13 protein-coding genes and 1 tRNA gene are annotated in these 18,476 nt (G+C 41.8%); 3 read left to right on the forward strand and 11 right to left on the reverse strand.

All coding sequences use genetic code 11. The features are described from left to right. The first annotated feature begins 191 nt into the window (after window positions 1-191). Window positions 192-3,407: a fibronectin type III domain-containing protein gene (locus BLS32_RS02260; RefSeq protein ID WP_091391671.1), complete on the forward strand. Its 3,216-nt coding sequence runs from the start codon at window positions 192-194 to the stop codon at window positions 3,405-3,407. 209 nt (window positions 3,408-3,616) lie between these two features. Here BLS32_RS02260 and BLS32_RS02265 read toward each other — a convergent pair. Both BLS32_RS02265 and mce read right to left on the reverse strand, forming a co-directional pair. Then, a tRNA-Ile gene (locus BLS32_RS02265) sits at window positions 3,617-3,690 on the reverse strand. Between the two features lie 118 nt (window positions 3,691-3,808). Continuing rightward, window positions 3,809-4,210 (reverse strand): methylmalonyl-CoA epimerase, encoded by a 402-nt coding sequence (gene mce, locus BLS32_RS02270; RefSeq protein ID WP_091392378.1) that lies wholly within the window; start codon window positions 4,208-4,210, stop codon window positions 3,809-3,811. 250 nt (window positions 4,211-4,460) lie between these two features. On the opposite strand from mce, the gene rbfA reads away from it, so the two are divergent. Then, window positions 4,461-4,853, forward strand: coding sequence for a 30S ribosome-binding factor RbfA (gene rbfA / locus BLS32_RS02275; protein WP_091391672.1), 393 nt, complete (start codon window positions 4,461-4,463; stop codon window positions 4,851-4,853). A gap of 3 nt (window positions 4,854-4,856) precedes the next feature. Beyond that, window positions 4,857-6,056 carry an ABC transporter permease gene (locus tag BLS32_RS02280; RefSeq protein WP_170227505.1) on the forward strand — a complete coding sequence of 400 codons (1,200 nt, stop codon included), beginning with the start codon at window positions 4,857-4,859 and terminating at the stop codon, window positions 6,054-6,056. Between the two features lie 381 nt (window positions 6,057-6,437). Here BLS32_RS02280 and dusB read toward each other — a convergent pair whose 3' ends face one another. From dusB to BLS32_RS02325, 9 genes are all read right to left on the reverse strand, one after another. Further along, the gene (gene dusB, locus BLS32_RS02285) at window positions 6,438-7,430 is read right to left on the reverse strand and encodes a tRNA dihydrouridine synthase DusB (protein WP_091391673.1); all 993 of its coding nucleotides are present in this window, start codon (window positions 7,428-7,430) and stop codon (window positions 6,438-6,440) included. 150 nt (window positions 7,431-7,580) lie between these two features. Next, window positions 7,581-8,870: a flexirubin biosynthesis putative acyl-CoA ligase FlxY gene (locus BLS32_RS02290; RefSeq protein WP_091391674.1), complete on the reverse strand. Its 1,290-nt coding sequence runs from the start codon at window positions 8,868-8,870 to the stop codon at window positions 7,581-7,583. Further along, entirely contained in the window at window positions 8,867-10,537 is a 1,671-nt protein-coding gene (locus tag BLS32_RS02295; RefSeq protein WP_091391675.1) for a C45 family autoproteolytic acyltransferase/hydrolase, read from the reverse strand. The genes BLS32_RS02290 and BLS32_RS02295 overlap by 4 nt, the downstream gene beginning before the upstream one ends. An 11-nt stretch (window positions 10,538-10,548) precedes the next feature. Continuing rightward, window positions 10,549-12,063 (reverse strand): phytoene desaturase family protein, encoded by a 1,515-nt coding sequence (locus tag BLS32_RS02300; protein WP_091391676.1) that lies wholly within the window; start codon window positions 12,061-12,063, stop codon window positions 10,549-10,551. A gap of 2 nt (window positions 12,064-12,065) precedes the next feature. After that, a complete protein-coding gene (locus BLS32_RS02305) occupies window positions 12,066-15,734 on the reverse strand; it encodes a 1-acyl-sn-glycerol-3-phosphate acyltransferase (RefSeq protein ID WP_091391677.1) in 3,669 nt (1,222 codons plus the stop codon). Then, window positions 15,735-16,901, reverse strand: coding sequence for a DUF2062 domain-containing protein (locus BLS32_RS02310; RefSeq protein WP_091391678.1), 1,167 nt, complete (start codon window positions 16,899-16,901; stop codon window positions 15,735-15,737). It lies immediately after the preceding gene. 15 nt (window positions 16,902-16,916) lie between these two features. After that, window positions 16,917-17,405: a hypothetical protein gene (locus tag BLS32_RS02315; protein WP_245699306.1), complete on the reverse strand. Its 489-nt coding sequence runs from the start codon at window positions 17,403-17,405 to the stop codon at window positions 16,917-16,919. Between the two features lie 2 nt (window positions 17,406-17,407). Beyond that, window positions 17,408-17,779, reverse strand: a complete 372-nt coding sequence (locus tag BLS32_RS02320) for an ApeI family dehydratase (RefSeq protein ID WP_091391679.1) — start codon at window positions 17,777-17,779, stop codon at window positions 17,408-17,410. A gap of 4 nt (window positions 17,780-17,783) precedes the next feature. Then, window positions 17,784-18,470, reverse strand: a complete 687-nt coding sequence (locus BLS32_RS02325) for an outer membrane beta-barrel protein (protein WP_091391680.1) — start codon at window positions 18,468-18,470, stop codon at window positions 17,784-17,786. Window positions 18,471-18,476: the final 6 nt, after the last annotated feature.

The raw sequence follows: 18,476 nt of genomic DNA on the forward strand, positions 1-18,476 counted from the left end.
AATGTGTAGCATATCCTTACGAATTTCATCTACACAACAACGTTTATACATCTGCGAAAATTTTCATTTTCTTTTAATCTAATTTTGAGTAGAAGAGGTCAATTATATTATTTTTACAACTTTTAAAATCTTTAACCAACCATGATTTCCATATCGATTTACGAAACTGGAAAAAAAAACAAAAACTATTTATGAAGACAAAAATTACTTTGCTCTGCCTTCTGGCATTTTTATTTTTCATTCCCAATTTGGAGGCGCAATGCACCAGCGGCGGTTGGTACCCTCCCCGCGTCATTGAACCAGACCCATCTTTGTTTTTGCAAACCATTAATGACGACACTTATGGAGATGACTTTGCTGAAATATGGGCGTATACGAATCATGTATACACTTTCAGCACTTCGATTGCGACGGATTACATTACCATTACCAATGAAAACAAAACTGTAGTGTATGCTTCCGGCTATGCGGGCATTACCTGGCAGCCGGCGAGCAATCAGATCATGCGTTATTACATCCATTCAAATTCCAACTGTGATGACAATCCCATTCTTACCCGCAGGACACGTTATCTGGAAACCAATTATTCCGATTTCAATCCGGCGTGTGCTGCTCCAACGGCCTCTTCAGTTGCCACCATCACTTCAAGCTCAGCCAATTTAAGCTGGACTGCGCCTGCTGCCATTCCGCAATCGGGTTACGACCTTTACATTAGTTCTTCAAATACGACGCCGACGATACGTACGACTCCATCGTTTCAACTCAATAATGCCACTACTACACAATTCTTAAATGGATTAAACGCAGCAACTACCTATTATTATTGGTTGCGTTCTAAATGTACCATCGGAATCGGAGATTGGGTTTACCGCGGCAGTTTTACAACGACAGGTTCGGTGGCAGCAGGATGCAATAGCGCGACCAACGGATTATTTCCACCTTATAATATTACACCAAATTGTACTGACGGCTATCAAACCATTACAGATCAGAGTTGGGCAGGCGAATATTCTAATGTGAATGTTGTTGCCAACAGGCAATATTCTTTCTCCAGCTCGGTAACCACCGATTACATCACGATCACCAATGCAGCAGGAACGGTTTCTTATGCCAACGGTCCACAGCCGGTAATCTGGAATTCCGGAAGCACAGTTGGCGTGATCCGCTATTTCCTCCATTCCAATGCCAATTGCAGCAGCGAGAATGTAAACAGGTCACGCTACATTAGATGTGCAGATGCTGTAAGTTGCACACCGCCATCAAACCTGGCCGTTTCGAATATTACATCCAATTCCTGTAAAATGTCTTGGACCGCAGCGGCAACATTGCCATCTTCTGGGTATGACCTTTATATCGTTACAACAAACACCGCACCTGATGCAAATACTGTTGCTACAGTAACAAGTACAAATCCTACAGTTTCTTTAAACGTAGCAGCAGGCACAACCTATTATTACTGGATACGCTCAAATTGCGGCGCTACGACAGGAACATGGATTTCGGGTGGGAATTTCACCACTCCGGCCGCATTGACTTGTAACGGTGCAGTCAACGGATTGTATCCCAATGCGACTTTTACGCCAGCATGTTCGGGAAATGCCGAGCAAATCGTTGCTGACGCCTGGGCAGGCGAATATTCAAATGTAAATGTGTTGGCAAACAAGCAATATACATTTACAAGTTCGGTTGCTACCGATTATCTGACAATTACCAATACCGCCGGAACAGCCGTTTTGGCAAGCGGAGTAACCCCTTTAATCTGGGCTTCGGGTACTACATCAGGGGTTGTACGTTACCATTTAAATACGAATGCAAACTGTGGAACGCAGAATACATCAAGAACACGCTCGATCAGATGTTCCGATGCTGTTGTTGCAAACTGCGGTGTACCGACTGCTTTGACAGTTTCCAACATTACTTCAAATTCAAGCCGACTGACCTGGACTGCGCCTGCAACTGCGCCTGCTTCCTACGACCTTTATATCATCACGACAAATACAACTCCTACTGCCAATACGACTGCTACGTTAACAAACACGAGCACAAGCATAGGTGTGCTACAAGGACTGGCTGCCGGCACTACCTATTATTACTGGATCCGCTCCAACTGCGGGACTTCAAAAAGCGCATGGGTTTCGGGCGGGAATTTTACGACTGTAGCTGCATTGATCTGCAACGGTGCGATCAACGGATTGTATCCTAATGCGACTTTTACACCAGCTTGTTCAGGAAATGCAGAGCAAATCGCTGCTGATGCCTGGGCGGGTGAATATTCAAATGTGAATGTATTGGCAAATAAGCAATATACGTTTACAAGTTCAGTTGCTACCGATTATCTGACGATTACGAATGCTGCCGGAACAATAGTTTTTGCAAATGGGCCAACGCCTTTAAACTGGGCTTCAGGCAATACATCAGGAGTGATTCGTTACCATTTGAATACCGATGGAAACTGTGGAACCCAGAATACATCAAGAATACGTTCCATTAAATGTGTGGATGCAACACCTGGATGCGGAGATCCAACCAACCTGGTAGTCTCAAACGTGACATCTAATTCATTCCGCATTACCTGGATCGCGCCGGATACGGCACCAAGTTTAGGATATGAATTGTACGTCGTATCGAACGGCATCGCGCCAACTGCAAACACCATTCCTACCCACGTAAGTCTTAACGATAGCGTATGGGTACTGAGCGGTTTCAGTCCGGCAACAAATTACAATTACTGGGTACGCTCGAATTGCGGTTCGTTAAAAGGAAGCTGGGTTTATGGTGGAAGTTTCGATACCATTCCTTCATTTAGCTGCAATGGCGCATCATACGGGCTTTTCCCGGAAGATTCCATCCAAACAGCTTGCAACGGAGGCAATGAAGTGATTTCTGAAGTAAGCCGTGCCGGAGAATATTCAAACGTTTACATCAATTTTGGTTTGCATTATGTATTTACAAGTTCCATCGCAACGGATTACATCACGATCACAAACGCTTCAGGAACCGAACTTTATGCAAGCGGACTTACGCCATTGACTTGGTCATCCGGCAATAATGTAGGGGTCATTCGCTATTATATTCACAGCAATTCCGCTTGTGGCGAGGAGGCCCAGATGATTCGCGCAAAATCGATAAAGTGCGATACTACACTGGCTGTTAACAGTCCATTTTCTGAAAACGAAATGAAAATGTATCCAAATCCAAGTGCGGGGCAATTCACTGTTGATACAGCAAACATCACCGCCGATACCATTGTGCTTACCGACAATTTGGGCAGGGTCATCAACATGCGCAAACCCAATTCGGCTATGACGACGTTAACGGTCGATGGCCTTTCTGATGGGATTTATTATGTGAAAATCAACTATCAGGACAAGCATGTTATTAAAAAGTTAGTTCTTAAAAAGAATTAATATTTTCATATAGAGTTTATTCATAAAAGCCCCGCGTTCAGCGGGGCTTTTTCATTTGAACAGGCTTGATTTTTTTGTCTGGCAGTAGTTACATATATGGTATGAAAACGAGGCAGCTTTGTTAGAGCCATTGGAAAATGAATATCAAATGCAACAGCCACAAAAAAAGCACTTACAAATTGCTTTATAAGTGCTTGATTGTTAAGAAGTGGTCCCACCTGGGCTCGAACCAGGGACCACCTGATTATGAGTCAGGTGCTCTAACCAGCTGAGCTATAGGACCGGTTAGGAGGTGCAATATTACTACTATTTTCGGTTCGTTCCAAATGTTTGCAGGGGATTTTTGAAATTTTGCCGTACCAAAATATATCCAAGATCCTGCAACAATCTGATCCACCGGTTTATGAAATTTCCTGGCACAACTCAATCAACACGCCATTTGTGGATTTTGGATGCAGGAATGCGACCAATTTATTGTCGGCGCCTTTCTTTGGAATTTCGTTTAATATGACAAAGCCTTCCGATTTTAATCGCGCGATCTCGGCAATAATATCTTCCACATCAAACGCAACATGATGAATGCCTTCGCCTTTTTTCTCGATAAATTTTGCGATCGGACTTTCCGGGTTTGTGGCTTCGAGCAGTTCGATCTTGTTTGGGCCATTCCTGAAAAACGATGTGTTTACGCCTTCTGAGGCCACTTCTTCCGATTTATAGGGCGCCGCACCGAAGAGTTTTTCAAAGACAAGATTCGAAACTTCAAGGTTTTTTACGGCAATTCCGATGTGTTCTATTTTTCTCATGATGTAAGTCATTGCTTGATTCTAAATCCAAAAGTACTCATTTATGGTAGATTTTGCGTTAGGGATAGCAGTGGAAATCCTTTAAAGATTTCCTGTAGTACAATGGAAGGAAATCTTTAAAGATTGAAACGGATAGCCCGGCCGCAGGCAACGCCCATATTGCCACATTTGCGTTCGCAATGACAATAATGTTTACTCAGTACCTTAGCCACTCGCCTGCTTTCTAACTAAAAAATCGTATTTTTGCCCCATGGAAACGAACAGACAAAAAAAAATAGGCGGTGTCATCCAGAAAGATCTGGTGGATATTTTACAGGGCGAAATCAGGAAAAACGGCATTTCTAACCTCGTAATTTCCGTATCAAAAGTACTCGTGACTTCCGATTTGGGCGTCGCAACCGTGCATTTAAGCATTTTCCCACAGGAAAAAGCAGCCGAAACATTGGCCGCGATCAAATCGAACACACCACTCATCAAGCACGATCTTGCCCAACGCGTAAAAATGCAATTGCGCAAGGTGCCGAACCTTACTTTTTATATTGACGACTCTTTGGATTATATCGAAAAGATCGACAAAGCGCTGAGCCAGAAAGAAAATCCGATCGAAAACCGCGACCTGCTCGAACGCCGCAGGAAATCTTAAACCTTGAATTTTCCGTTTTACATAGCCAGACGTTACCTTAAAAGCGCCAGTAAAAATAATGCGATCAACATTATTAACGGCATCGCTTCTGTGGGAATTATTGTTGGCGCGATGGCACTTTTCGTAGTGTTGTCGGTGTTTAGCGGACTCAAGCATTTCAGCCTGTCATTCAGCAACGACTTCGATCCCGATCTAAAAGTCAGCAGCACACTCGGGAAATCATTCTTCATTTCTCCCGACCAGGAATCCAAAATCAAAAAAATTACCGGAATTTCTGCCTCATCAAAAATCATTGAAGAGCGCGTGCTTTTTGTGTTTAACGGAAAAGAGCAGGTTACGTATTTAAAAGGTGTCGATTCTTTATTTTCAAAAGTCAACGACGTCAAAAAAATTATGTTCCAGGGCGAATGGCTTGATCCGAATTCCTCGCAGGTTGTTGTCGGAAACGGTGTTTCACAAAAGTTATCGATGGGTTTGTTTGATTTCAACAATCCGTTTGAAGTCTTTGTGCCAAAACCCGGACGAGGCACGATCGAATCTGCCGAACAGGCTTTCAATAAGTTCACACTCGCACCTGTTGGCATTTATGCCATCAGCGAAGACCTGGACGACAAATTCGTTTTCGCCGATCTCGGTTTAACCCAGGCTTTGCTCGAATACAAACCCAGCCAGGTTTCAGCAATTGAAATCAAACTGGCACCTAAAGCGAGTGAAAGCAACATTAAAAGCCAACTCGAGGTTATTTTCAACCAAAAAATCACCGTTAAAAACCGCGCACAACTCAACGCCAGCCTTTACAAAATGCTGAATACCGAGAATATTGCCGTGTATTTAATTTTTACTTTGGTGATTATCGTTGCGCTTTTTAACTTGGTTGGCGCTCTGATCATGATGATTTTAGACAAGAAAGGCAACTTAAAAACACTGTATAATTTAGGCACCGAAGTTTCGGCCCTAAGGAAAATATTTTTACTTCAAGGCACTTTATTAAGCATACTTGGCGGTGCATTCGGTTTGTTCCTCGGAATTATCATCGTCTTGATCCAGCAAAAATTCCAACTCGTCAAAATCACAGAAAACCTGGCTTATCCGGTTGTTTTCTCGATGCAAAATGTGGTTGTCGTTTTGGGGACGATCATCTTACTCGGTTTTATCGCGTCGGTCATTGCGTCAAGCCGCGTTACGAGAAAGTTGCTGGAATAAATCTGGGCGTTGCCTGTGGCCGGGCTATCCGCTGCAATCTTTTAAAGCTTTTCCTTTCGTTGCACTACAGGTCAATCTTTAAAAGGATTTTCACTTCTATCCCTAACGCAAACGCATAATCATCAAAAATTACCTAAAAACCTGTAGCCATAGGCTATACTGACAGGTCGCTTTGCAGCAATGAATGGTGCCTAAAAAATAAAACCATTAAGGGATTAAGAAAATTAAGAGAAACGCAACGCTTCATTTTCTTAATCCCTTAATGGTAAAACTTAATAAAATTTACGGTCGGAATTCAATTCACATACTGTCATTCCCAAAAAAAATTGCCCCATTTCGGAGCAAAATCTTTTAATATTTAAATTTTCAAATCTTTCAATCCTAAATAAACACATAATCCGAAAACGCTTCCCGGATTTCCTCAAAAACGCGGTATAAACCTTCAGCATTGTCTGTAGTTACGAGTTTTTGCCTGTATTCTTTAAAATTCGCGATTCCTTTAAAATAATTTGTATAATGGCGGCGCGTTTCTACAATGCCAACCCACTCGCCTTTCCATTCCATCGCCCAGGTCAGGTGGTTTTCTGCAGCTTCAATCCTGTCGGCCATTGTTGGCAAAGCTAGTTTTTCACCGGTTTTAAAGTAATGTTTGATTTCGTTAAAAATCCATGGATAACCAATGGCAGCGCGGCCAATCATGATTCCGTCAACACCGTATTTGTTTTTATATTCTAAAGCTTTTTCTGGGGAATCTATATCGCCGTTTCCAAAAATCGGCATCGTAATCCTCGGATTGTTTTTTACACGGGCAATATGCGACCAGTCGGCTTCGCCTTTGTACAATTGTGCCCGCGTTCTTCCGTGAATCGACAGCGCCTGAACGCCTATATCCTGCAACCTTTCGGCTACTTCATCAATATTGATCGAATTTTCATCCCAGCCCAAACGCGTTTTTACCGTTACGGGCAAATTCGTACTTTTAATTACGGCTTTTGTCAAACGCACCATCAAATCAACGTCTTTCAGCACTGCGGCACCTGCGCCTTTACACACGACTTTCTTCACCGGACAGCCAAAATTAATATCGATCAGATCCGGATTTACTGTAGAAACAATTTTTGACGACAAGGCCATCGCTTCTTCATCACCACCAAAAATCTGGATTCCCACCGGGCGTTCATAATCAAAAATATCAAGCTTTGCGCGGCTTTTGATCGCATCGCGGATCAATCCTTCAGACGAAATGAATTCGCTGAACATCAAATCGGCGCCATGCGTTTTGCACAAACGACGGAATGGCGGATCGCTGACGTCTTCCATCGGCGCCAAAAGCAGCGGAAATTCGGGTAATTCTATGTTGCCAATTTTAATCATGGCGCAAAATTACGGAATTCTGTCGAATGTCAAACGAACGAACGACGAACGAATAAAAATCGTGAAAAGAATGGAGTGCCGATAAATTACTCAATCTTACGAAATGAAACCGTTCAGCGGTCGTTTGTCATTAAACATTCGACTTTTCAACTACTTCCTATGGTCAAAAAAATGAATCGGCTTCCGGCTCATCGGATTAAAAATAAGTTGGTTTAAAATGGTTGTCGAAGTGAAAATAATTTTTGGCGTCACGCGCAGTTTCGCCCGGAAATGGTCCTTGATCTCATGTAAAAACGCTTCCGATTCCTGCTTCACAGCAAGTTTGATCACAATTTCATCCGTTCCCAGATCATTCGTATAAATTTCGATAATATGGCTTTCAATGTTGCCAAAACCCGTCAAAACATCAGTCATTGCCGGCGGATATAAAGTAGTCCCTTTGTATTTGATCATTTGCTGTTTTCGGCCAACAACCGGCCCAACACGCAAGGTATTTCTGCCACAGGCGCATGGTTCGTGGTGCAATCTTACAATGTCTCCGGTCTTAAAACGCACGAGCGGCATGGCTTCAATGCCCAAAGTGGTAAAAGTCAGTTCGCCGGGTTCTCCATTTTTTACCGGTTGGTTGTGGTCATCCAATGTTTCAACGATGATCAATTCCGGGTGGTGATGTCCGCCATTTGCGTGTTCGCATTCGGTAAAAGCAGTGCTCATTTCTGTCGAAGCATACGTGGAATACAATTTAACATTCCATTTATCGGTGATTTTTTTTGCCAATGCATTATCGGTAAAATCCTGTTTTCGAAGTGATTCCCCAATACAAACAGCACCTTTGACACTAGAATTGTTGTAGTCAATATTGTGCGCTTCGGCATATTCGATCAATTTTAATAAAAAAGACGGAACCGTAATTAAATATGTCGGTTTGTACTTTTTGATCGAATCCCATTGCAGTTCCGGAATTCCGGCGCCCACACGAATCACGCCAACTTTCATCTTCCGCAAGCCTAAAAAATAAGCCAGTCCGGCCATAAACCGTCTGTCGATCGTAGTCATCAATTGCACAACATCGCCTTCCTTGATTCCGGCGCAATCGAACGAAATTGCTTCATTATAAGCCAATCGTTCCAAATCGTCGTCGGTCATACCAAACGTCACCGGATCGCCCAAAGTGCCTGAAGTCGTCGCGTAATCAATGATTTTATTTTGGGGCACACATAAAAAATCATCGTTAAAGTGCTGCAGGTCGGCTTTTGTCGTCACCGGAAGCTTTTGCAAATCTTCTAACGTTTTTATATCAGAAACCGAAATATTTTGTGCTTCAAAAAGCCTTTTGTAATACGGTGAATTTTTGCTCACATACCCAAGCGCATCAACAAGTTTTTGTTCTTGAAACGCTTTGATTGCTGCCGGATCTGCCAATTCTATTTTCGGGATCATTGTAGTTTGCTGTTGGTTTTTTTGAGCTTTTTTTCAATTTCTTTACGTGCTGGAAGCGTCGTAATTTCTTTGGTCAGCGCTTTTTCAAAATTGGGTTTTGCCAAAGCATATTCTTTTCTGTCGTAAAAATACTGCCCGATTTTGTAATAAACGACCCAATAATCGGGATTCAAAGATTGGTAATTTTCGGCAAAATTTGAGGGCAAATCGGTTTTATTTTTGAGAAATGAATCCATTTTCCGGTCTTCAACACGGAATTGCTCGTAGTTTTTATAAGCCTGCGTTTGCAAAAACGGATCGGCCGGAATGTTCAGCTGTGTTTTTGCCAATGAAACGATCGAATCTGAATCTTTTCTGCCAAAAACTTTATTCAGATCATAACAAACAAATTCGCCCATCTGATACGGATTTGCCGAAACCCAGACCAATTTTTGCTCGGGTTTAAAGATAATTCCGTGATGCGCCAGCATTTGGTTCAGCGCTTTTTCATTGCCATAACCAATCGGCACATCGTTTAAACCTTCGCGATCACGCAGGATTTCAGCGGCAATTACTGGATTGATTTTTGGATGTTTGCTAAAATCCTCTACCAGTTTTTCATAACGGTATTTCGAATGGCTGTTTTCAATCTGGTATAGATTGCGTTTGTCGTTTTTGAGTTCAACACTTTGAAAATGATTCGAACACAACAGTTGATCGTTGCTGTTCGGCACTTCATAAACTCCGAAATTATTCGGGGAAACTTCGATCAGAACTGCTTTTTTATCATGTGCGCTTCCAACCATAATTGATTCGGAAACAAAAACTTTCTGCTTTTTCGCAATGGCAATCGCTTCATTAATGTTCTTCGCATATTGAAGGATTTCTCTTGTCACAATTGAGATCGGCGTTTTCGCAATCAGCGGAATTTTCGATTTTCCGGCGTTGATCGTCACTGTCAAACCTTCATTGTTCATCCCTGAAACCGCACCGATCATTCCGGCCCAGGTCAGCATCATAAACGGATAGCCTTTGTCTGGTTTGATAAACGCTACGACTTTGTCTTTTGCAAAATCATCTCCGGCATAAAAGTCGAAATTTCTCCCTAATATCAAACTTCCGTCTTCCGATTTTTCGCCCCATGCGGCAAATGACGAACAGCCTACAAGTGCTAAATCCTGCATCGCGTGTCCAATGTCGTGTGCGCCGTGCAAATACAATGTCCGCAAATATTGCGGTGCGATGTTATCGAAATCATGCGACGTGTAACGCGAAATCCCATAGATTTCGGCTTGGTATTCATTGGTTACATTCAGGTACAATTTGCGGTTGTACCAGGCGAGGAATTTCTTTAGTAATTTTTGTTTTGATTTGGATGGAACGAGGTCATTGATTCTAGAAAAGAACACGCGCTCTTGTTTTTTTAACAGCGAATCGGTCAGCGCGCCTTCAGCCAAACCCCGTTGCAGCGGATCGCCTTCGACATACAATTCCCATAAATTTTGCTTGTTTTTGAGCAGAAAATTCGGACCTGAAGTATAAACCTGGTTTGGATGCTTCTGAACTGTTGGAACCGAATTATTGTACAACCCCAAATCCGGCAAATGATGCAAAGATTTCGCTGTGCCGCACGAAATAAAAAGCAGTATAACTAGAAAAAAAACCGAAAAAGAAAGCTGCTTTTTCATGTTTTTATTTTTTAATCGTTGGCTTGATTGATTTTTTGCACGAGATAATCTTTCCCTATAATTTCCGAGCAGGTCACGACAGCACCAATCGTAACGCCCAAAACACCGTGCATATTGATGCTTTGGCCCGTTAAATACAAATTGTTGAGTTTCGTTTTTGGAGAAATAAACGTTTTCATCGGATTGTTAGAATCTTTCACATAACCATACATGTTTCCGTTGTGCCCGCCAATGTAATCGCGATATGACAATGGTGTCGATGTATGCACCGATTGGATTTTCTCACGGATTCCGGGAAATTTGAGTTCGATTTCCTGCAAGAAACGTTCGGCTTTACGCGCTTTGAATTCTTCGTATGATTCGCCCCGGTCATTTTTTTCAGCAGTCGTATTAAATGTGTTTTCCCAGGCTTTCATTTCGTCATATTTCATGTACGTAATAAACGTCATTCCGTCAGCAAAATCGTCTTGCTTTGACGCATTCATCGATGCCATGTAGGCTTTCGGCCAGGATTTTTCATCATATTCATGCGCCGTCCAAACGCCGTTGCTGTCTTTAAAATGATAGTAATTGTGGTTGATATACGGAAAGGTTTCGGGCTTGAAAACGATGTACAAGCTGAACGCAGAAATCACGCCTTCGAGGCTCTGGATGCGGCTGTAAAACGATTTTCGGAATTTCTCCTCGCCGATCATTTCCAGGGTTGTTTTCGGTTCGATATTCGAGATGAAAATCTTTCCCGAAACTTCAGAACCGTCTTTCATCACTGCTGAAGCCACATCGTTCCCTTCGGTGTTGAATTTGACTACTTCCTTATATTTAAACACTTCGCCGCCGTTTGCTTTGAGCTGTTTGATCAATTGTTTGGTGATTTGGCTGCCGCCGTTGATGCAGCGCCACGAGCTTTGGATGTAGGAATTTACCGAAAGTGCATGCACGTAAAAAGGTGATTTGTCTTCAATTCCGGCATACAGGAAATTCGATCCGGCCAAAACCGCGCGCAATTTTTTATTTTCGGTGACCTGGTCGATGTAATCTTTGGCATTTATAGCCAGGATTTCGCTGTCGTATTTGCCTTCGGCCTGTAAATTATACAGTGGAAATGAATCGCAGGTTTCGACGATTTTTTCACAATAATTTTGGATGTTGGCTTTTTCTTCAGGGAAAAATTCGGCCAAATGATTGACGAAATTGTCATAACCCTGCGCATGCGGAAATTCGGTATTGTCATCTTCAAACGAAATGATATCAAAACCGTCTTCGTCCATTTTCTTGAGGTTCAGACCGTCCATAATGCCCAAATATTTGAAATATTTGTACAGGTTCTGGCCTTTGCTGAGTCCGCCGATATAATGGATTCCGGTGTCGAAAATCGTTTTGTCGCGCACGAAAGTCTGCAAATTCCCGCCGAACTGGTTGTTTTTTTCGAGCACACAAACGCTGTAGCCTTCTTTAGCTAAAATGATCGACGACACGAGGCCGCCAAGGCCGCTTCCGATAATGACTACGTCGTATGCTTTTTTCAATATTATTTTTTTAAGACGATCAAACCCTGCTCTTCATTCGTTACAGCAAAACCAAAACTTTCAATTGTCGTTTTGAATGCTGTGTTGTTAACCAGAATGATCGTATCGGATACATTTACCGTTTCAAAAGTAAGGTTTATATTTTGATCCGAAATCAGTAAAACGTCGTATTTGGTTTCCGATGGCATGCTTTCAAAATAAAGGATGTTTCGTTTTTTGAGTACGTAACTCGTTTCGGCGACGTTGCGTTTTTCTTCATCGGCAACGACCGAAATGATTTTTCTTTGCGGTTGCTGAAGCGTCAATAATACATCGAGTTGGCCGTAATCATTGGTAATATGTACTATTTTTGCTTTTGCATCAATTAGTTTATTTAGGCGATAATACACTTCTGAATGCTGCTTGAAATCTTTTTTAACCGCTTGGCCAATTTCAATTTCCTTATAGTCGTAACTGTTGATCAGCGTTTTTTTCCAATAATCCGCATCTTCGATTTCGTCGCGCATGTGGTTGAATTCCGATTTAAAGAAAGCTGAAATTTTCTTGGTGCGTTCAGTATAATTGTCACCGAACCTTTTGTCATCCCAAGCAATTCTCTGCAAGATATTGACTGTAATCGAGCCATCATAAATAATGAAATCGCCTTTCGGCAAAGCTTCCGAATTTCCATGGATGACAATTGGGATGATATCGAGTTGGAAATGTTCCGCGAGGAAAAACGCGCCTTTTTTAAACCGCTGCATCTGGTTGCTTTCCGATCTTGTGCCTTCAGGATAAACAATTAAGGAATAACCTTGATTGATTTTTTCGTGCAGGTGTTCCAAACCGCCTTCAAGCCCTTCAGAAACCGGATAAAATCCTGCTGCGCGAACCGCTCCGCCGAAAACAGGCGAATTGTAAACCCAGTCGCTCACGAGGTAAATGGTTTTCGGATTTAACATTCCAACAGCAAGAATATCGAGAAACGACGTATGATTTGCAATCATGATCGCCGGTTTTTCGAAGGTTTCCTTGTAATTATTGAGCACTTTTTTATCAACGAAGAAATTTGTGTACAACACCGAACGCATCAGTTTCGACATGTAATATCGCAGCCAATACGTCTTTTTTTCTTTTTTGAATGGCAGGATCGGCAAAATCACGACGCTGACCAAGGAGAAAAATAAACCGCCAAAACCAAAATACATAAACGATAATATACTGTGGATCAATGTCAGGATCTGGAATGGCGCTTTTCCTTTTTTGGCGCGGTTAGAGATGAACATTTTGAATAAAATCGGATAGAAAATAAACGTAATAATTAACGCTGCAAAAACCCCGATCAACGAAACAGACGAAATCGAACGCAGTGCCGGATGCTTTGCGAAAATCATCGCGCCAATCCCGAGAATCGTCGTAATAACAGCCAAAATAATTGAGGTTCTGTAAATCGCGATTTCATTTTTCCCATTCGTATATTCTTTCTGCAGTGCGCTCGTCATGAAAATACTAAAATCAACGCCATGACCGAAAATCAAAGTGCAGACAATGGTGCTAAAAATATTAAGCTCGATGCCAAAAATCCCCATGATACCGGCAGTAACCACTCCCGTCAGCGCAATCGGAATGCAGCTGATGATGACGAGTTCGATGCGTCTGAAAAAGAAAAACAGGATCAAAACTACGGCGATAAACGAGTAATTTACCAGATTGTTGAAGTCATTTTTGAGTTCGCCCAAAAAGGTTTCATTCATCTGCTGGCGGTCGATCGCGATAATATCTTTTTGGCTTGAAGCCGATTTGACAAAGGCATCGCGTTGTTTCTGTGTCACTTTCACCAAAGTAGAAACCGTGAAAAATCCGTTCTTTTGGGAAACGAATTCAGCCAATTGCAGCGTTTTGACTTTCGAATATTCGGCAAAAGAAACCGGCTTGAAATCGTGGTCCAGATGATCGAAAAACGTTTGGTACGTCGTTGGCTTAAAGCCGATTTTTGCACCTTCGGAAATTAATTGCGATTGCAGGAATTGTTTTTTATCCGTATCCCAGAACGCATGCCATTTTTGGATTTTTTTCGATTGCTCGCTTTCGGGAATGACGATGCCGCCAATGGAGCTGAAATTCAGGATCTTTTGTGCAAATTTTTCTTTCCCGAGGTTGCTGAACAAACGCGAATTGTTCTCCAACGCTTCATCCATACTGTTGCCATACGCCGCGACGTAGATCGTTTTAGAAGTTAAGCTCGTACTTTCCTCGAGTTCTTTTTCGGCTGCCTTGATGGCTGTAGGGATAAAATTGAGCTGTGACAAATCGTTGTTAAACCCGACTTTATTGTACGTAAAAAAGCAAACAACCGTAATCAAAACGCAGCCCCAAATGAGGAATTTGCTGTTGTGGAACGACACATGTGCGAGTTTGTCGATCGCATTTTTCTTGTGCGCGCCATCTTCTACTTTGGGTTTGTACAGGTGCGGAACAATCAAAAGCGAGAAAAACATCGACGCCATAACGATCACGGCTGCGAAAATCCCGAGATCTTTCAACGCTTCCGATTTAACAAAAAGCAAGCACAAAAATGCCACCGCTGTTGTAGAACTGCTCATGATCAGCGGCATCGTAATGTCTTTATACAACGTTTTAACGTCGCTGTTGTGCTTGTAATGCGTTAAAATATGAATTGAATAATCGATCGTAATTCCGATTAAAATCGAACCGATTCCGAGAGAAATGGCCGAAATACGTTCTTTTACAAAATACAAAAAGGCTACGGCAAACAAGGCCCCGAAAACCGACGGCAGGAAAATGATTAGCGGAATAAATATTTTTCTGTAAAATAAAATCAGGATTAGCATCAGCGTAACCATTGCTATCGTTGTCGATAAAATAATGTCGCTTTTGATCTGATTTGCATTCGCCACAGCAATAAGGGCCGAACCAAAATAACTGATTGAAGTTTTTCCTTTAAATTGCTTGTTTAGATTGTCTTTGATTGAGTCGAGCTTTGCGGCAAAAACCGTATTCTTTTCGGTTTCTGTCGACGGCAAATTGGATGTAATGAACAGCAGCAATTTCTTCTTGTCTTTAGTCATTACATAACCGTTTTCGAGCGTAAAATCGTCACCAATATTAAGCTGCTGCAATTTCTTTAAAGCGACAAATGAAATCCCGAGCGGATCCCGCAAAATAAAGTCTTTCGTCACCAAACCCGACGGCGAAACAATCGCTTTGTAATTGCCCTGAACGGTCGATGCAATGCTGTCTTTTTGAAGTTTTGACTGAATATTTTCGTAATCTTTAACTTCCAGAAACAATGGCAGATTATTATACACAAAATCGATGGTTTCCTGGATGTTTTCCTCATCCACTTTTCCCTGAACTGAATTTACAAAAGGCTTACATGATTTTTCAAGGCTATCGGTAAAAACCGCTGCCATTTGCGTTAAATCTTCAGAAGTGCCGCCGTTTTGCAGGTGGAAAATCACGGTAATTTTATCAGCGAAATTGAGCTGTTTCAGGACTTTTGCGGTGACATCCGATTTTTCATCGGTTGGAATCAGTTTTGTAATGTCTTCTTCAAATTTGATCCGCGAAGCAAAAAATCCAAATACCAGAAGCAATCCAATCGCGATCACAACCGATAAGGATTTCCTTCGGTCGACAAACTGATGAATCGCGTAAAAATACTGGTGCATTTATTTTTTAGGTTTAAAAAGCGTCAATAGCAAATAGCCTGTGAACCCGAAAATTACGGCCGACAAAGATGCTAAAATAAAACTTCCGACGAGATATTGCGCTAAATTATTTTTGACATTGTCGAACGTGATCGAGCGGTCTAAAACGAGTGGCATATTTCCCCAAACGAAAAGCCCACCAAGTTTGAGCGAACCGTAAATCACAAAAGGGATCAGCGGTGGAAAACTGATGTTCGAAAATGCAAATGCAATCGCTTTATTCAATTTGAAAAGTACGGCAAGAAATAAAACGATCACGGTTTGAAATCCCCAAAACGGTGAGATCCCAACAAAAACGCCAAGTGCGATCGACAATGCTTTTTTGGCATTCGAGTCATCGCTTTCTAAAATATTCTCAAGCAGGAATTTCTTAAATCCTTTTTTTTTTAGTTTTCTGAAAAGGTTGCGCGGCTTGATGTAAAACAGTGCAATCACCACCAAAATCGTATTTAAAATGCTGATTCGGGTGAAATCTTTAAACGGTCGGAAATGCGAAACGCGTTCCTTCGGGTCGTATAAAATCTTGATCGGGATGTTTTTGACAGCAATGCCTTTCCATGCTGAGCGCACAATCACTTCGATCTCAAATTCAAATTTATTCGTAAAATATTTTTTGGGGATTTTTTGAAGCGGATACAAACGGTAACCCGACTGCGTGTCTTCCAAACGGATTCCGGTTTCAAACCAAAACCAGAAATTCGAGAAATTGTTGCCGAAACTGCTTTTTCCTGGAACGCCTTCTTGTTTCATGTTGCGGCTTCCAATCAATAATTGTTCGCCATTGGCTTCGATCTCTTCTATAAAATTCGGGAGGTCGGTTGCAAAATGCTGTCCGTCAGAATCGATCGTGATCGCATAATCGTAACCCAGTTCCAATGCTTTTTTAAAACCGTGGCGCAGCGCCATTCCTTTTCCGGAGTTTTTCGGATGGTGGATTTGCGTGAGGTTCTGGTAATTTTTTAAAATTTCAGAAGTGGCATCGGTCGAGCCGTCGTTTACGATAATTACATAAGGCGAATGTTCCAAAACCGAATCGATAACACGCTTTAAAGTGCGTGCGTTGTTGTAAGTCGGAATGATGATACAGACTTTCAGCGCTTTTTCTGATTCAAAGGAAATGTCTTCCATTTTAGATGCGACGGATTATTTCGCAGCCTGTTTTTCGTCAGATGAAAAACTTTCCGATTGCTGAATGAAATTTTTGATATAGCTTTCCATTTCAGGCTCTAAGCTTTTGTAATGCGCTAAAATGTAGGCTTTGTCTTCTTTGATGTTTTTGCGGTAACTTGTAATGATCAGCGGCAAAGTTTCCTGTATGCTCAGGCGGATCATGCGCAATTCGACGTTATTCGGCTCGGCTTTGATCGAAGCATCGACAAGCAAGGCGCCTTTGGTCAGGAATTTTTTCTTGTCCCTGATTTTCGAAGCGAATTTTCCTTGCAACGCGATCGCGCAGCCTTTGTAGGCAACGAGTCTTTTATCCGAATCGGTATCCGAAATGCTTTTGACCTTAATCAGGAAAGCATCTGCGGAAGCTTTGGATTTTGAAGCATCGACATAAATCTTACGCACTTCTGAAATTTCAGGATTGCTGAAAAACAGCAAAAATAAAATGGGGATCATCGCTTTCATAATCAGATTTTTTTATAAACGCTACCGAGTTTCAGGGCAACCGTTTCGTTAAAATAAGTCGTGTTTTTCACTTTCACTATGTGGTCTTCGCCTTCTGTAATGTCGAGTTCGAGCCGCAATTCAGGTGTCATTTCAGGATTGATCAATGCCATGAACTTCACGTTCGACAGGCTTTGCATCATTAAAGGGCCTGCAGTGATCTCTTCGGTCAGTTCTTTGATGATCTGCATCATGCAAACGCCCGGCATCACAGGATTTCCCGGAAAATGCCCTTTAAAAACCTCATGTTTTTCATTAATTAAAATCACGGCCAAATGTTTCTGGCCATCGGTTTTATCCAATGATAATACTTTGTAAAAATCCTTTAAAAGCATCTTGTTATTTTATGTCAAACGTATAATTTGCGCCAACAGAGAACACCACATTCGTGTGGCTTGAATCTGAAAAATCCAAAACCGGTATAATCCCTTTTTTCACGCGCGCTTCAATTCCGATATTTTTGGTAAAATTGAATCCGATCCCGGCAACGAAAGCCAAATCCACATCAGAATCAATGTCTCTATAGGAAGTGTAATTTCTTCCGAAGTTGTCTGTTTTATCAACCACAAAATCAAGTGTCGGTCCAATCTGAACGCTGAATTTCTCTCCAAAAGTGAATTTGTTCATGACTGCGACCGATAAATACGAAACATCAGTTTGCCCGGAACGCGTCACCGGAAACTCATTCGTGCCATATTCATTATAGTAAGGCACCGGCTCAATATATTTAAACTTGCTCCCTTGCCTTGAATAATTGATTTCAGGCTGCAAAGTATAATATCTGGTTAGCCTTAAAGCGCCGTAAACACCAACGTAAAAGTCAGTTTTTGATTCAAATTCGGCTCTTCCGCCCTGATTTTCATCATAATACTCATCTTCATAATAAAACCCATTATTAAAAGAATCCCCTTTTGTAAAATGCGAAAAATTCGCTCCGGCGCGAATTCCGGGTTTAAACGTAACTTGTGCCTGTGCCTGGCTGATTCCGATAGCAATGAAAAAGGCGGCGATAAGAATTTTTTTCATGAAAAT

This window comes from Flavobacterium noncentrifugens (genome assembly GCF_900100375.1).
GTDB lineage: Bacteria > Bacteroidota > Bacteroidia > Flavobacteriales > Flavobacteriaceae > Flavobacterium > Flavobacterium noncentrifugens.

Excerpts from the sequence above, each read along its gene's own strand:
- rbfA (WP_091391672.1), top strand. The coding sequence starts at position 4,461 with ATGGAAACGAACAGACAAAAAAAAATAGGCGGTGTCATCCAGAAAGAT.
- BLS32_RS02320 (WP_091391679.1), bottom strand. The coding sequence starts at position 17,779 with ATGCTTTTAAAGGATTTTTACAAAGTATTATCATTGGATAAAACCGAT.
- BLS32_RS02290 (WP_091391674.1), bottom strand. The coding sequence starts at position 8,870 with ATGATCCCGAAAATAGAATTGGCAGATCCGGCAGCAATCAAAGCGTTT.
- BLS32_RS02310 (WP_091391678.1), bottom strand. The coding sequence starts at position 16,901 with ATGGAAGACATTTCCTTTGAATCAGAAAAAGCGCTGAAAGTCTGTATC.
- dusB (WP_091391673.1), bottom strand. The coding sequence starts at position 7,430 with ATGATTAAAATTGGCAACATAGAATTACCCGAATTTCCGCTGCTTTTG.
- BLS32_RS02295 (WP_091391675.1), bottom strand. The coding sequence starts at position 10,537 with ATGAAAAAGCAGCTTTCTTTTTCGGTTTTTTTTCTAGTTATACTGCTT.
- BLS32_RS02325 (WP_091391680.1), bottom strand. The coding sequence starts at position 18,470 with ATGAAAAAAATTCTTATCGCCGCCTTTTTCATTGCTATCGGAATCAGC.
- BLS32_RS02260 (WP_091391671.1), top strand. The coding sequence starts at position 192 with ATGAAGACAAAAATTACTTTGCTCTGCCTTCTGGCATTTTTATTTTTC.
- mce (WP_091392378.1), bottom strand. The coding sequence starts at position 4,210 with ATGAGAAAAATAGAACACATCGGAATTGCCGTAAAAAACCTTGAAGTT.
- BLS32_RS02315 (WP_245699306.1), bottom strand. The coding sequence starts at position 17,405 with ATGAAAGCGATGATCCCCATTTTATTTTTGCTGTTTTTCAGCAATCCT.
- BLS32_RS02305 (WP_091391677.1), bottom strand. The coding sequence starts at position 15,734 with ATGCACCAGTATTTTTACGCGATTCATCAGTTTGTCGACCGAAGGAAA.